This window comes from Bacillus sp. JNUCC-22 (genome assembly GCF_018861275.1).
GTDB classification, from domain to species: domain Bacteria; phylum Bacillota; class Bacilli; order Bacillales; family Bacillaceae; genus Bacillus; species Bacillus velezensis.
On sequence record NZ_CP076408.1, the window covers coordinates 3,305,446 to 3,320,942 of the forward strand.

The following is a 15,497-nucleotide window of genomic DNA, read 5'->3' on the forward strand; positions in this document are numbered from 1 at the left end:
TCAGCTGCATCCTCCTTTGACTGTTTCATAACCGTCAACGACAACATCCAGCGTCCCCGTTCCCGGGTCGATCACCAGCCCGTGCACCGGCACCTCTTCAGGCAAGAGCGGATGATGCCTGACCATATTCACGCTGTGGGCCACGCTTTCTTCGACGCTGTGAAAACCGGTCAGCCATGTTTCCAAATCGACTCCCGCATGCTGCAGAAGGCTGAGACATTTGTCCTCAACGCCGCGCTCTTTCGCTTTATTTAATATGGAAGCCGCATTTAATCCCGACATTCCGCACTCGCGGTGACCTATGATGCAGACTTCCTCTGCCTGCAGTTCATAAACGGCAACCAAAATGCTCCGCATGACACTTCCAAATGGGTGAGAAACAATGGCTCCCGCGTTTTTTATGATTTTGGCATCGCCGTTTCTGAGTCCCATCGCCTGCGGCAGAAGCTCCGTCAGCCTTGTATCCATACAGGATACGATGACAAGCTTTTTTTTCGGGAATTTTGTCGTTTGGTAAGGTTCATATTTCCTTTCTTGGACAAACTGCTGGTTGTGCTCCAAAATGCTTGATAAAGAAACCATTTTTCTATTCATCTCCCATCCGATTGTATTGCAAGCCTTCTTACCCAGCTTACAGTAAGGAATTATAGCACAGAAAAAGGCCTCAAAAGCGCTTTCAACAAAAGACACGATAATTTGACTGTAAATTCAGATTATGTTCATTTATATCTTTCAAAAATAATAAAATTTATCTTTACACCAACCTATAAAGCTTTTGAAAACAGCGGTTCCGCTCATTTTGCCTTCAGAAATATAGGCGGATTCTGTTATTGTTTGGAGAAATCAAGCATGTACATTTCTTTTTCTTTCATTTTAAGTTCAAAAGAACCAGAAATTTATCGTAATGCGTTTGAATATTTCTCACGTTACCGCTTCTCTTATATAATAAAATAGAGAAGAAAGACAAAGGAGGAGAAGCCCGTTGAAACCCTATGTATTCATCGCGAAACCGATACCGCCGGAAGTCGAACAAATGATAGGCGAGCATTGCCGCTATGACATCTGGAAAGAAGATACCATTCCAAAAGAGGAACTGTACGAAAAAATGAAAGATGCTGAAGGACTGCTGACATCCGGAACGGCGATTGACAGTGATTTACTGGATCACGCGCCGAAGCTGAAAGTCGTCAGCAATAATTCAGTCGGCTATGATAATTTTAATATTGAAGAAATGAAAAGACGCGGGGTTGTCGGCACGCATACGCCATACACCTTAGATGACACTGTCGCTGATCTGGCTTTTTCATTAATCCTGTCTGCCGCCAGACGGGTTGCCGAATTGGATCGATTCGTCCGCGCCGGCAAATGGGGAACCGTTGAGGAAGAATCTCTTTTCGGTATGGATGTCCACCATCAGACATTGGGAATTATCGGCATGGGCAGAATCGGTGAACAAGCTGCCAAACGGGCAAAATTCGGCTTCGATATGGACGTGCTGTATTATAACCGCAGCAGAAAACCGGATGCTGAGAAGGAACTCGGGGTTACATATGCCGACTTAGATACACTGCTGAAAACATCAGACTTTGTGCTTTTAATTACGCCGCTTACTGACGAAACGTATCATATGATGGGAGAGCGGGAATTTAAATTGATGAAAGATACGGCATATTTCGTCAATATTTCCCGGGGAAAGACGGTTGATGAGAAAGCGCTCATCCGCGCTTTGCAGGAGGGCTGGATAAAAGGCGCCGGTTTAGATGTGTTTGAAAAAGAGCCGATCACCGAAGACAATCCGCTCCTGCAGCTGGAAAACGTCACATTGCTTCCGCATATCGGGTCAGCAACGGCAAAAATCCGCTTGAATATGTTCAAGCAAGCCGCACAAAACATGATTGACACCGTATACGGAAAAACGCCGAAAAACCTCACGAAGGAATTTCAATGAGATGAAAAACCCCGGCCGTTCAGCTTATTTTTCGCTAGGTCAAAAGTACTATTTTTAAATTCTTTCTATTCCTTTCTCTCGATGCTGATACAATGAAAAGGAATCAGCTTCACATGATAAAAATGGGAGGTATTGCTTTGAAAAAACGATTATCGTGGATTTCCGTTTGTTTGCTGGTGCTGTTCTCCGCGGCGGGGATGCTGTTTTCCACGGCTGCCAAGACGGATACATCTTCTCACAAGGCGCACACTGAAGCACAGGTTATCAACACGTTTGACGGGGTTGCGGATTATCTTCAGACCTATCATAAGCTTCCTGATAATTACATTACAAAGTCAGAAGCGCAGGCCCTCGGCTGGGTTGCATCAAAGGGGAATCTTGCAGACGTCGCTCCGGGGAAAAGCATCGGCGGAGATATCTTCTCAAACAGGGAAGGCAAACTCCCTGCCAAAAGCGGACGGACGTGGCGTGAAGCGGATATTAACTATACATCAGGCTTCAGAAATTCAGACCGGATTCTTTACTCAAGCGACTGGCTGATTTATAAGACGACAGATCATTATAAAACCTTTACAAAAATGAGATAAACACATACAAAAAACGGCTTCCCTGCGGAGGCCGTTTTTTTTGCAGAGAACCTGCGAGCTTCATATAAAATGAGCAGTAAATTTTTCTTCAAACTCTGACCGGTCTATTCTGCTGTTTTCCGCCGTGCCATCGTGTTTTTTTATTGTTATATTGCGTTCAGACAGAACCATGTGCCCTTCCGGTGTCCGCTTAGAAGCAAGCAGGCGTTTGTTGAAAGGAGAGCGTTCATGTTCAAAGATTGTTTGTTTCATAGACTTGAGGTCCTTTTCATCGATTTCTTCAAGCGAAAATGCGTAACCTGTCTGCCAGCCGTCCCCTTTGTTCATTTCAAGCAGGTATGTTCCGAATTCCGTCTCTTCTATCTTCACGCGGAACGCTCCGGCCGCTGATACCGTCTCGTCTCCCGACATCGGCACAGGCTGCATGGCGAGATTGAGGCCGAAGCCTGCATCAGCGATGTACTCATTTTCCCCGGCGGAAAGAAGTACGGCCGCATGTGTGCCGGGCAGCGCCCAGCCGTTTTTCCAGACCGTTCCGCGGATCAATTTGACATCAAATCCGGCATCTTTCAGGATGAAATAAAGCAGTCCATTCAAGTCATAACAAAGGCCGCCATGAGGTTCCTTCACCATGTGCCGCCACAGTCCTTCTTTCGTGACGTCATATTCTTTTTTGGACAAAACCGCGCGATTTTCAAACGGAAACCGATACGCGAGCGCCTTTAAAAACTCCGGCAGGTTGCTGAAATCGAGGGAATCCTTTTCCCAGCCTATCGTTTGATAACAATCTTTCAGAAACTCATTCATCGTTCCGTCCCCCTTACAAAGTGTTTACACTTCTTCCTGCACATAAGCGGACAACTTTTCCAGCGCTTCCTTTTCATCGTCGCCTTCAGCGATCAGAGTGACTTCCGTCCCCGTGCTGACCGCCAGACTCATTAATCCCATAATGCTTTTGGCATTCACTTTCTTGCCGTTTTTCTCAAGAAACACATCTGATGCAAAACGATTTGCCTCCTGTACAAACAATGCAGCGGGGCGCGCCTGCAATCCCGTCTTTAAACGCACTTCCACTTTCTCCTGAACCATAAGATCTCCCCTTTTCTGTACGGTTATTTCAAAGTGATGCTTTGTCCTGTACGCAGCTGTTCTGCGATTTCATCGAGCTTTCTCAGCCTGTGATTGATGCCGGATTTGCTGATTTTCCCGCTTGCAACCATTTCCCCCAGTTCTTTCAGCGTGACCTCCTGATAATCAATCCGCAGCTGCGCAATTTCGCGAAGCTTTTCCGGCAGCGCTTCAAGACCGATCCGTTCATCAATGTATTTAATATTTTCCACCTGTCTGAGCGACGCCCCGATGGTTTTGTTTAAGTTTGCTGTTTCACAATTGACGAGGCGGTTCACTGAGTTTCTCATATCTCTGACAATCCGCACATCTTCAAAACGCAGCAGTGAATTGTGAGCGCCGATGACATTCAGAAATTCAGTAATTTTTTCCGCCTCTTTTAAATACGTAATATAGCCTTTTTTCCGTTCAAGCGTTTTGCTGTTCAGATGAAATTCATTCAGCAGCGCGCATAATGAATCGTTATGTTCCTTATAAAGCGAGAAGATTTCCAAGTGGTACGACGAGGTTTCGGGATTATTCACAGATCCCCCCGCCAAAAACGCCCCTCTCATATAAGAACGTTTGCAGCAGCGTTTCGCCACCAGTTCCTCAGAAATATTCCGTTCAAATACAAAGTTCTCTCCGAGGATTTTCAATTCCTCTAAAATCAGCTTTGCATTTTCAGAAAATCGCACAATATAAACATTGTTTTTTTTCAGCCGCATTTTTTTTCTGACTAACAGTTCGACCGATACATCATATTGTTTCTTCAGCAATGTATAAATGCGGCGGGCAATCGCCGCATTTTCGGTTTGAACGTCAAGCACGAGATGGCGGTTTGAAAATGACAGGGAACCGTTCATCCGAATCAGCGCGGACAGCTCCGCCTTGGCGCAGCAGTCCTTCACTTCCAGATTCGTCAGTTCTTTTTTTGTTTCCGATGCAAATGACATATTAGCCACCTCATTTCAAAAGGCCTCTAGTCCCTTAATAAATCGACAAGAAGAGAAGCCACTTTATGTGTATCGTGACGGATTACGCCATTTTTATACGTGATAATCTGATCCCTGATGACCTCAAGCCCCATGGATTTCAGCTTTTCAACATTGAAGTCGACGGGCCGGGCCAGCTCTTTCGCATATTTGCTTTTGATTTCGTCAGGGATCTCCTCATTGTTGATTAAGATCGTGTCGATAAACGGCTGCTCCATATGATCGTTCAGCGCCTTGACATGGTCGGCCGCACTGTATTGAAGCGTCTCGCCGGGCTGTGTCATGACGTTGCATATATATACTTTTTTGGCCGCAGCCTTGACGACTTCCTCTCCGATTTTCGGTACGAGCAGATTCGGAAGAATGCTTGTGTACAGGCTTCCCGGACCGATAATGATTAAATCGGCCTGACGGATGACGTCAATCGTTTCCGGGAGCGGATCAATTTTTTCAGGCGTAAGAAACACCCGTTTAATCCGCTGGCCGTAAGAAGGGATTGTCGATTCTCCGGAGACGACCTGCCCGTCCTCCATTTCAGCGTGAAGAACGACACTGGTGTTGGCAGCCGGCAGCACTCTGCCGCGGACATTCAGCACCTTGCTCATTTCGGTGACAGCGTGAAAGAAATCACCGGTTATATTTGTCATCGCTGCCAAAATCAAATTGCCGAGCGAATGTCCGGTTAAGTCGCTTCCTTTGTTGAAACGGTGCTGAAACAGATTTTCAACGAGCGGCTCAACATCTGACAAAGCGGCCAGTACGTTACGAATGTCACCCGGCGGCGGAATTTGAAGTTCATCCCGCAGACGGCCTGAACTTCCGCCGTCATCAGCAACTGTCACAATCGCCGTAATATCAACGGGCTTATGCTTTAACCCCCGAAGCAGCACGGACAGACCCGTTCCGCCGCCGAAGATTGCGATTTTCGGCTTCTTATTCATTTCCGGCTTCTCTTTTCAATGTCCCGGTGAGTGACATGAGTATAGTAATCTTTTTTAAAATAGTCAGCCAAATACTCAGCGAGCGTGACGGAGCGGTGCTGACCGCCCGTACAGCCGATCGCGATGACAAGCTGGCTTTTACCTTCCCGCTTATAAGACGGAAGCATAAAGCCGAGCAGATCAACAAGCTTTTCAATAAACTTTTGTGTTTCGTTCCACTTCATCACATAGGATGACACTTCCTCATCTTTCCCCGTAAGCGGCCTCATGCTTTCAATGTAGAACGGATTCGGCAGAAACCTTACATCAAACACGAGGTCGGCATCTATCGGAAGCCCGTATTTGAACCCGAATGACATTACGTTCACTGTAAATGTTTCACCTTGGTTCGTGGCGAAATGCGCCACGATTTTTTCACGCAGATCACGCGGTTTCATATCCGATGTGTCATAGATCAGCTGAGAGCGCCCTTTCAATTCTTCAAGCAGCTGGCGTTCCAGCGCGATTCCTTCGAGAGGAAGCCCGGTAGCGGCCAGCGGGTGAGAACGCCTCGTTTCTTTGTATCTCGTCACAAGGATGGAATCCTTAGCGTCTAAAAAGAGAATGCGCGGTGTAATCCACGGATTTTCCGCCATTTCATCCAGCGCCTCAATCAGCCTGTCAAAAAATTCACGTCCCCGCAGATCCATGACAAGCGCGACCTTGCTCATTTTTGAACTTGATTCTTTCATCAGCTCCAAAAATTTCGGCAGCAAGGAAGGCGGCAGATTGTCGACGCAAAAATAGCCGAGATCCTCAAAGCTTTGAATGGCGACGGTTTTCCCCGCTCCAGACATTCCCGTAATGATGACGAGCTGAATATCATGGTTTTCATTCATACTCATCTTTCTCCCCCCTGCGGTCTTTCTTTTATTTAATAAACTGCGGATCTAAACGATAGCTGAGCAGCTCGAAGTCCGGCGTATACGTAAAGGTGCCGTGCAAAAGCCCTTGGCCCTTGATCATAAAATCAAGGATATGCCCGTCTCCGGGGGCCATCGGAAGGCTGTGGATATCTTTTACGTCATGCCACTTCAGAACGCCTTCCTCTGATTCAGCGACATTCCGCCCCGTGTAGGAGTCGGCGACGAAAGTAAACATCATCCACTCTGACACGATTTGTTCCTGTTCCTTAATAATAAAGGTAAATACGCCTTTTAACTGCGGATTTAGTATATAAATGCCCGTCTCTTCTCTGTACTCTCTGATGACGGAATCTCTGACGGATTCGCCGCTTTCCATCTTCCCGCCGGGCGCGACCCACCAGCCCCGTCTCGGCTTTTGGAGAAGGAGAACCTGATCATCTGTCTGCAGCACACAATTTGTCACTCTTTGCACAAGTACGTCACCTAACCTTCTCAACAAATCATCGTCTCTTCATTATACCGTTTCGGCATGTCTCTCACAATGCAGAGACACCGACATCCTTTTCTTTTATTTGACAGAAAACAGAAAATCGCAAAAAAAGGGCACGGATACTGAAATCCGTGCCAAAGTGTATTCATTAAAAAGGGGGTCAATTACTACATTCATCTTAAAACATCAGTATTTCACCCGTGTTACAGCGTAATTAAAACACAGTAACGATTCAAAAACTGAACATTACAGTGATTATTTAACGGTTTTGAGCGTTTCCTCAAGCTCTTCCACATAATGCTGAACGCTTTGAGCCGCGATACTTCCGTCGCCTGTCGCCGTTACGATCTGGCGGAGCGTTTTTTCACGGATGTCTCCCGCGGCGAAAATGCCTGGAATTTTTGTTTCCATTTGGGCGTTTGTTTCAATGTAGCCTTCTTCATTTGTGATGCCCAAGTTTTCGAACGGTTTAGAAAGCGGAAGCATACCGATATAAATAAAGACGCCGTCAGCTTTGAATTCTTCCTCTTCTCCCGTCACGGTATCCACAAGAGTAAGTCTGCCGACTTTTCCGTTTTCCTCATGGATTTCTTTTACGGTTTTGTTCCATTTGAAGTCAATTTTCTCATTGTCAAAGGCACGCGCCTGAAGAATGCTTTGCGCACGCAATTTGTCACGTCTGTGAACGATGGTGACTTTTGAAGCGAAGCGTGTCAGATAGACGCCTTCTTCAACGGCGGAGTCTCCGCCGCCGACAACGACAAGCTCTTTATTTTTAAAGAACGCGCCGTCACAAACCGCGCAGTACGATACGCCGCGGCCGCCCAGTTCTTTTTCGCCGGGAACGCCGATCTTTTTGTATTCCGCTCCGGCAGAAATGACGATGGCGCGCGCTTTATATTCTTTTGAACCGGCTTTGACCGTTTTATATTCTTTGCCGTCAACGATTTCTTTAATATCGCCGTACGCATATTCCGCACCGAATTTTTTCGCATGTTCAAACATTTTATTAGAAAGTTCAGGGCCGAGAATGCTTTCAAAACCCGGATAGTTTTCAACATCCTCCGTGTTGGCCATCTGGCCGCCCGGAATTCCTCTTTCGATCATTAATGTGGATAAGTTCGCTCGTGATGTGTAAACAGCAGCGGTCATCCCCGCCGGACCCGCGCCGATAATGATCACATCATAAATTTTTTCTTCTGACACCATGATTCACTCCTTTTCGAAATGGGGCGCACCCTATATGACTAAGAATCCCCATCAATCGTATTCCTTACCCATATCCTATTAAATCTGAGGGCAATTCGCTATTTTTTTGCTCATTTTTCTGAAAAACCGTGATTAGGCAGCTCCTGATCGGGTATACAAATAAAGAAAGAGCCTTCCGGGATAGAAGGCCCTTGTCTTATTCATTATTGCACGACACGTCTTACATTGCCGTTGAATGCTTTCTTCCAGTAAGGGTTGCTCATAGAATCAATGGATACACCGTGTGATGTATTATCGTTCAGGAACGTTCCGTTACCTAAGTAGATGCCGACGTGGCCGTTTGTTTTATACGTATTGAAGAATACTAAGTCTCCGCGTTTCATGTCAGACGCGCTTACTGCTTTACCTCTTCCGATTAATGTATCTGTGTTTGTGCCGCTTGCAGGTCCGAGGTTAACGCCTGCGTTAGCATAAGCCCAGCGTACGAATGAAGAGCAGTCAAAAATACGGTTGTTAATGTCAGATTGAGTGCGTCCGCCGCCGAATTTGTAAGGGGATTGACCCACAAGGCTTGATCCTACGCTGATGGCGCCTTCAATACCGCCTGAATTTGAAATAACAGATCCGCCGTCAGAATCATCTGAACCGCCGCTGTTATGAGATGATCCGCCTGAAGTGCTCTTCGGTTTACTTGAGCTGTCAGATGAATCAGATGATGTTGAAACTGCCGCTTTTTTCACAGTTTTTACCGCCGGTGCCGGCTGGCTGTCATCTTTTTGGTTTTGGTCTTCAGAAGCTTTTTGTGCTTCTTCCTGTTTTTTGATCAGGGCAGCCGCTGCAGCCTGCTCAGCTTTAATCCGCTTCTGTTCTTTTTCAGTGTCAGCTTTTTCGTTTGCAAGCTTTGATGCTTCTTTTTTCAGATCAGAGATAGCGGAAGCCGCTTTTTTCTGACCGTTTTTCGCTTCGTCGAAAAGCTTGTCTTTCTGATCAAGCTGTTTGTTCAGGTCTTTTTGCATAGACTCGAGTTTCGCAAGATCATCTTGAACTTTTTTCAGCTTCACGTTAAGTTCAGCTTCTGCGTCTTCGAGTTTCGCTTTATCCTGCTCCTGCTGTTTGATCAGCTCTTTATCCGCATCAACGATAGAAGATACCGCAGTCGCACGGGAAATGAAGTCTCCGAAGCTTGTCGCCCCTAAAAGAACATCTATGTATCCCTGAGAACCGCCGTTTTCCTGTAAAGAACGAACGCGTTTTTTCAGGATTTCATTGCGTTTTTCAATACGCGCTTCTGTTTCTTTGATTTCTTTTTTCAAATCAGCGATCTGCTTTTTCGTTTTTTCGTTTTCAGCTTTTTTATCTTCGATTTTATTGCTTGTATCCAACGCTTTAGCGTTAATGTCTTTCAGTTCTTTTTCAATCTTAGCCTGCTTGTCCTGAAGCTTAGACAATTCTCTTTCTTTTGCTTCAAGGCTTGAAGCCACCTCAGATTGCTTGCTTTCGATTTTTGCTTTTTTGCTGTCTAATGTTTCCGCCGATGCAGTTTTTGTAAACGGGATCAAAAAACTGCTTGTCCCGATGACGGAAGCCAAACCAAGTGTTAATAAACTCTTTTTCACTTTTTCTTTCCTCCCTTTTACTTTAAACCTGTTCTCATTTGGAATTCTATTATGAACATCAAAGTTACGCTCCCTCACAAATCCGTGAGGCTGATGATTTTTATGTATGAATCTTTAAATCTTTTAAATTGGTATAGATTATACAGCACATGTAAAATAAACTAATCTCTTATGTACGAGACTCATTATACCATCATGTTTCGACAATTTTTATTACAGTTATATTTCAATGTGATTGCAAATCTCATATTTTGCAAAATAAACGGTGATTACGGCCTGATTTCGATTCGAAAAGCAAAAAAATACGTATGAATACCTCTTTTTTCGGCGGTAAAGTTCTGTTTTGCCCCTTTCTGATAAAAAAAGAACCGACTCTTTATATAGAAAGAATCGGTTTTATTCTAATATATCGTCTATTTGTCTGATGTATTTCGAAAGGGTTGCCGGCGTTATACCGTAAACGGCGGCCGTTTCTTTTTTCGTCGTTTTTTCGCCGTTTGCTTCTTTCCATACATATGCGATGGCTGCGGCCCATGCCCGCTCATTCTGTACGGCAGCGGCGGCGCGGATGTGCTGAATGACGTGAAAAACCCAGCAGCTCATGACGTCAGTTTTTAAACTGTCGGCTTCCGCTTTCTCCAGAAGCTTGACCGTCCGATACGTGAACACCGCATCACCGGAGACGCCTGAAGCACCTTTTTCACCGGAAAGCAGCAGTCTGACGAAATCTTGTTCAAACGGTGAAACGGCGCGTTTTGCCGTCAGAACTTTTTCAAGCTGGTCCCGCTCTCCTTCAGCGCTGCTGATATAATAGGCGGCAAGCCGCTGTTCAAGTGAAGCAGGCAGCGGTTCCTGCCGCTCCGCCCAAGGCGCGGGCCGGTCTGATTCGGGAAATTCGGCTTCGGCCTTTTTCCAAATGGTTTCCGCAAATTCTGTGCGGCCTGTCCCGTAGGCTGAGGCGGCAAGCCAGTAATAAAACGTGTCGTCGCCTTCGAACCCGCTTTTGTAAAGAGAACGGAGCCATTTATAACCGAGATCATGTCGGCCGACAAGCGCTAGCGTCGCCCCCAGCTTATAGCGCTGTTCGAATAAAATCGGATACACGTTGGCGAGTTTTCCGCTCAATTCTCCGACTTTTTCATCTTCCCTCTCGTAATAGCAGAATACAAGGAGGTTGCACATGGCATGGAGATTACCTTCATTTTTCTCAAGCACTTCGAATACCGTTTGTTTCGCTTTTGTGACATTGCCTGAGTAAAAGTAGGCGAGCGCCAGGTTGTTGTATGCAGACCAAAGCTCGGGGTAATCGGCCGTAATCTCTTCAAGCATGACAACCGCTTCATGAAGCTGGCCGCTCTCAAGAAGCGTTTTTGCCCGGTCCTGCCTGATCAGCAGCTCATCCTGGTCATAGAGCGATTCGTCTTCACCAGCTTCACCGAAATCCAAAAGCTCCATCAGATTTTCAATCTCTTCGCTGAATTCCCCGTCCGGTTCGGCATCTGAATAAGCCGCTGCTTCTTTGTATGCTTCCTGAAAGAGCCCCAAATGCGCGAAATTATTCGCTTTAAAATAATGACACTCGGGCATTTCTTCTTTCAGGTTCACCAAAATAAAGTCGAACAGCTCATTTGACTGCTGGTAGTGGCCCATTTCAGAATAAATGACGGCCAGCCGGGACAGCATTTCGGAATCATTCGGCTCGAGGTGGACGGCCCGCTGAATCAGTTTGCTGGCCCGCTTTAAATTCCGCTCTTTATATGCTTTTAAGCCTTTATGAAAAAAATATTGTCCATCCTGAAGCAGCTGGACAATTTGCGCGTGCTTTTTCTGTTCAGAAGTGTGTTTTCCCACAAATATCCTCCGTTTTATACGTATTACCGTCAGTAGTATACCATAAAACGGTTTCACCTCAATAGTTCAAAAGACAGGATCGGCTTCGTTTTTTACTGGCTGGTTCGACCAGATTTTAGCTGTTTTTTTCACGAGGCTCGGCTGGAAGAATGACACGGAAAAGGGTTCCTTCGCCGCGCTTGCTCTCCACCTCTATCGAACCGCCGTGCAGCTCTGCGATTTTTTGGGCGATGGACAGGCCGAGCCCGCTTCCTCCTTCGTTTCTCGCCTTATCCGCTTTATAAAACCGTTCAAATACACGCTCCGCCTGTTCAGGCTCCATTCCGATTCCGTCGTCGGCGATTTCGACAGCCGCCGCTCCCGGCAGATCTGCAATTTTAACGGAAATGCGGCCGCCTTCACCGGTAAATTTTACGGCATTGTGAATCAGATTCATCCATACTTGGCTGAGCAGCGCTTCATCTCCGTACACATACGACTCCTGTAAATCAATGAGAAACTCAATCTGTTTGGCTGACCACTCAGGCTCACAGGTCAATATGGTGCGCCGCAGCTGTTTGTCAATGCGGAACGGTTTTTTTTGTATCGGTTCGGTTTGGCGTTCGAGCGCAGTGAGCTTCAGCAGATTTTCACTGATTTTTGATAATCGTTCTGTTTCTGTCTCGATGATGTGTAAGTAGCGCCCCCGCTCCTCATATGATAAATCCGGTTTTTTCAGGAGATGCGCGTAGCCCTTTAATGAAGTGAGCGGGGTTTGGATTTCATGGGAAACGTTCGAAATAAATTCTTGTTTCAATTTTTCCATTTCACTCAGTTCCGCGGCGAGTGTCGACAGTTCATCAGCCAATTTCGTCACAGGGTGGTTCCGCTCAATCTTCTCCATTTTCCGGGAAGCGGCCGCTGAGAAGTTGCCGCTCGACATTTGCTTGATCGTGGCGGTCAGCGAATCCCAGATCGCATGATGTCTTTCACGTGCTGACTTTGAAAAAATAAACATCGTTACAAACAGCAGGCCGAAAACAAGCCAAAGCGTCAGAATCTGCTCGGCGTACGGAACAAGCAAAATCGGCCATATGAGACCGAAACCCTGAACGATCAGGTGAGCCGCCAGCCATAAGAATGCGGTGACGGTGAGAAGGATGATGATTTTTCCAGCCGTTCTGAAGATCCGTTTCATCCTGTCACCACAAACTGATACCCGAGCCCCCGCACCGTATGGATGGCAAACGGATAGTCTTTTTCCGGAAACCGTTCTCTCAGCCTTTTAATATGCACATCAACGGTACGCTCGTCACCTTCATAATCAAAGCCCCAAATATCTTCTATTAATTGTTCTCTTGAAAACGTCTTATTCGGATAACCGGCGAGCTTAAATAAAAGCTCAAATTCCCGCCGGGGCAATGTCAATCCCGCTCCGCCGCCGCGCGTTACAGTGCGGGATTGCTTATCTAATGTGACCGTTCCGATGGTCAGCAGTTTTTCAGCGGTGATCCGGTACCGTTTCAGCAATGCTTTGACCCTTGCTTCCAGCTCAAGCGGCTCAAACGGTTTGACGAGATAATCATCCGCTCCGGAAGTAAAACCTTGAACTTTGTCCAGCGTTTCGCCTTTTGCCGTCAGCATCAAAATCGGAATGTCCGTAAAGCTGCGGACGGCTTCACTGACTTCAAACCCGTCCATTTTCGGCATCATCACATCCAGTATGATGAGATCTATAGGTGCTGATTCGATCAGCCGCACCGCCGCTTCCCCGTCTTCCGCTTCTGCGACGTCAAAACCGCTCTGCTCCATCATAAGGCGGACAAGCTCACGGATATGGCGGTCATCATCCGCAACCAATATGACAGCCATGAAAATCCCTCCTTCTGCTTTTTTCTTTTCATGAATCGACATGATGTCTATAAACCGAATTTTTTCATTGTCTCCTGTACCGGCATACACGCTTATGGCTTGGCTCTTCATCGTTACCGACCGTACACCCGTAAGAACAGGACTCCGGCTGCAAAATAAAAAGCAGCTTTTTCAGCTGCTTTTGATTCATAAAGTCTTGCTTTACACAGCTTTGTTTTCTAAGTCGGCATTCAGCTTCAGCTGCTGCTCCGCAAAATCGCGGTACAGCGAATGGGATGCCATTAATTCATGGTGTGTGCCCCGTCCGGTGATTTCACCCTGTTCGACAAAGAGAAGCTGATCTGCATCCACAACCGTGGATAAACGGTGGGCAATCACGATGGTGGTGCGGCCTTTCATTAGAACTTCCAGCGCCTGCTGCACCCATTTTTCAGATTGGCTGTCCAGACTTGATGTCGCTTCATCAAGCATCAGAATGCTCGGGTTGCGAAGGAGCGCTCTGGCAATGGCGATGCGCTGGCGCTGTCCGCCTGACAGCATAATCCCCCGCTCACCGACCTCTGTTTCAAATTTCTTCGGTAAGTCTTCAATAAATTGCAGAGCGTAGGCCATGTCAGCCGCTTGCCTCAGTTCCTCATCGGTCACCTCGCGTTTTAATCCGTAGCAGATATTGTCGCGGATGGTGCCTGACATTAACGGGCTTTCTTGCGACACATAGCCGATGTGCTCCCGCCATGACTCAAGGGAATACGTATCAATCGGTTCGTTTCCGAGCAGGATGCTGCCCGCAGTCGGATTGTAGAATCGTTCAAGCAGCTTAAATAACGTTGTTTTTCCGCCGCCGCTCGGTCCGACGATCGCGGTGACTTTGCCGGCCTCAATCGTAGCCGTAATGTCTTTTAAGATGGTTTGATCTGTTTTGTAGCCGAATGAGACTTGTTCAAGTTTAATCGGCTGATCCGCGTTTTCAATGGCTTTTCCGGTTTGGATATCTTCTTCTTTTTCTGCAAGAATATGAATCATCCGTTCCGTTGCGCCGACGGATTTTTGAAGCTGTGTGAAAAATGAAGTGATCTGGCCCATCGGCATAATGATCTGAAACAAATACAGAATAAAGGCAACGAGCGCGCCGGCTGTCAATTCACCGGATGACACCTGCATCCCGCCGTACCCGATGACAGCGACCAACGCCGCCATTAATACAAGTGTAATAAGCGGGCCTACGAGCGACTGCACCTTCGCTTCACGCAGCCCGAGTTTAAAGAGCGCCATAATGCCTGCTTTTCCGCGCCCGTATTCCGCTTCTTCAGCGTTTGACGCTTTTACAAGCCTGATTTCCGGGAGGATGTGGTTTAATAATCCGGTGAATCTCGCCGTTTCATCCTGTGTTTCCCGAGAAATTTTAAACATTTTCCGGCCGATCGGCACTAAAATCACCGCAGCCAGCGGCACGACGATTAGCACGAGCAATGTGAGCTTCCAGTTCATGAAAAATAAGATCGTCAGTGACCCGATAACGGAAATGATTCCGGTAATAAATCCGCTGATATTGTTTGTGATCAGCTCTTTTACCACCATTGTGTCATTGGTGACACGGCTGATCGTTTCTCCCGTGGCGTTTTTGTCAAAATAAGAGACGGGCAGTTTAATTAATTTCTGCCACAACAAATCACGCAGGCCCGAGATGATTTTCTGGCCGCTGTAGTTCAGGGCGTAGGTGGCGTAGGCGCTTAATGCGGCCTGTACGATAAACACGGCTGCGATGATTCCGATTTGCACGCCTGACAGCGACGACATGGAAAAGCCGTCAACGAGCTGCTTTGTCAACAGCGGAATCAGCAGGCTGACGAGCGTTGTCACAATACTGAGAGACAGCGCGAAGGCCAGCATACCGTATGATGGTTTTGTTTTTTTGACTAATGAAAAGAATGAGCTGAATTTCCCTTTAGGTTTTGGTTGTTTATTCGGCATAAGTTTTCCTCCTATATCACTGTTTA

At 46.7% G+C, this 15,497-nt stretch carries 15 protein-coding genes; 2 read left to right on the plus strand and 13 right to left on the minus strand.

Annotated features, from left to right (window positions below; genetic code table 11):
• Positions 1 to 594 carry a beta-class carbonic anhydrase gene (locus JNUCC22_RS16175; RefSeq protein ID WP_087920781.1) on the minus strand — a complete coding sequence of 198 codons (594 nt, stop codon included), beginning with the start codon at positions 592 to 594 and terminating at the stop codon, positions 1 to 3.
• A gap of 388 nt (positions 595 to 982) precedes the next feature.
• Here JNUCC22_RS16175 and JNUCC22_RS16180 point away from each other — a divergent pair, with 388 nt between their 5' ends.
• Together JNUCC22_RS16180 and JNUCC22_RS16185 are read left to right on the plus strand one after the other, a co-directional pair.
• Positions 983 to 1,948 (plus strand): 2-hydroxyacid dehydrogenase, encoded by a 966-nt coding sequence (locus JNUCC22_RS16180; protein ID WP_216061904.1) that lies wholly within the window; start codon positions 983 to 985, stop codon positions 1,946 to 1,948.
• A gap of 197 nt (positions 1,949 to 2,145) precedes the next feature.
• Positions 2,146 to 2,535: a ribonuclease gene (locus JNUCC22_RS16185; RefSeq protein WP_223204413.1), complete on the plus strand. Its 390-nt coding sequence runs from the start codon at positions 2,146 to 2,148 to the stop codon at positions 2,533 to 2,535.
• A gap of 60 nt (positions 2,536 to 2,595) precedes the next feature.
• Here JNUCC22_RS16185 and JNUCC22_RS16190 read toward each other — a convergent pair whose 3' ends face one another.
• The 12 genes from JNUCC22_RS16190 to JNUCC22_RS16245 form a co-directional block, all read right to left on the minus strand.
• Positions 2,596 to 3,342: an arylamine N-acetyltransferase family protein gene (locus JNUCC22_RS16190; protein ID WP_007613997.1), complete on the minus strand. Its 747-nt coding sequence runs from the start codon at positions 3,340 to 3,342 to the stop codon at positions 2,596 to 2,598.
• Between the two features lie 24 nt (positions 3,343 to 3,366).
• A complete protein-coding gene (locus JNUCC22_RS16195) occupies positions 3,367 to 3,624 on the minus strand; it encodes an HPr family phosphocarrier protein (RefSeq protein WP_012118534.1) in 258 nt (85 codons plus the stop codon).
• A gap of 23 nt (positions 3,625 to 3,647) precedes the next feature.
• A complete protein-coding gene (whiA, locus tag JNUCC22_RS16200; RefSeq protein WP_007407421.1) occupies positions 3,648 to 4,598 on the minus strand; it encodes a DNA-binding protein WhiA in 951 nt (316 codons plus the stop codon).
• A 26-nt stretch (positions 4,599 to 4,624) separates the two neighbouring features.
• Positions 4,625 to 5,578, minus strand: a complete 954-nt coding sequence (locus JNUCC22_RS16205) for a gluconeogenesis factor YvcK family protein (protein ID WP_007407422.1) — start codon at positions 5,576 to 5,578, stop codon at positions 4,625 to 4,627.
• Complete coding sequence (gene rapZ, locus JNUCC22_RS16210) at positions 5,575 to 6,462, minus strand: RNase adapter RapZ (RefSeq protein ID WP_007613998.1); 888 nt, start codon at positions 6,460 to 6,462, stop codon at positions 5,575 to 5,577. The genes JNUCC22_RS16205 and rapZ overlap by 4 nt, the downstream gene beginning before the upstream one ends.
• Before the next feature lie 25 nt (positions 6,463 to 6,487).
• Positions 6,488 to 6,955, minus strand: coding sequence for an 8-oxo-dGTP diphosphatase (locus JNUCC22_RS16215; protein ID WP_029325815.1), 468 nt, complete (start codon positions 6,953 to 6,955; stop codon positions 6,488 to 6,490).
• Positions 6,956 to 7,228: 273 nt separating this feature from the next.
• Positions 7,229 to 8,179 (minus strand): thioredoxin-disulfide reductase, encoded by a 951-nt coding sequence (trxB, locus tag JNUCC22_RS16220; protein WP_216061905.1) that lies wholly within the window; start codon positions 8,177 to 8,179, stop codon positions 7,229 to 7,231.
• Between the two features lie 206 nt (positions 8,180 to 8,385).
• Positions 8,386 to 9,798 carry a peptidoglycan DL-endopeptidase CwlO gene (locus JNUCC22_RS16225; RefSeq protein WP_007407424.1) on the minus strand — a complete coding sequence of 471 codons (1,413 nt, stop codon included), beginning with the start codon at positions 9,796 to 9,798 and terminating at the stop codon, positions 8,386 to 8,388.
• 396 nt (positions 9,799 to 10,194) lie between these two features.
• Entirely contained in the window at positions 10,195 to 11,649 is a 1,455-nt protein-coding gene (locus tag JNUCC22_RS16230; protein WP_216061906.1) for a tetratricopeptide repeat protein, read from the minus strand.
• Positions 11,650 to 11,764: 115 nt separating this feature from the next.
• Positions 11,765 to 12,826 carry a sensor histidine kinase gene (locus JNUCC22_RS16235; protein ID WP_046702214.1) on the minus strand — a complete coding sequence of 354 codons (1,062 nt, stop codon included), beginning with the start codon at positions 12,824 to 12,826 and terminating at the stop codon, positions 11,765 to 11,767.
• Positions 12,823 to 13,500, minus strand: coding sequence for a response regulator transcription factor (locus tag JNUCC22_RS16240; protein ID WP_216061907.1), 678 nt, complete (start codon positions 13,498 to 13,500; stop codon positions 12,823 to 12,825). Before JNUCC22_RS16240 ends, JNUCC22_RS16235 begins: the two co-directional genes overlap by 4 nt.
• 201 nt (positions 13,501 to 13,701) lie before the next feature.
• A complete protein-coding gene (locus JNUCC22_RS16245; protein WP_174737094.1) occupies positions 13,702 to 15,471 on the minus strand; it encodes an ABC transporter ATP-binding protein in 1,770 nt (589 codons plus the stop codon).
• Between the last annotated feature and the right edge of the window lie 26 nt (positions 15,472 to 15,497).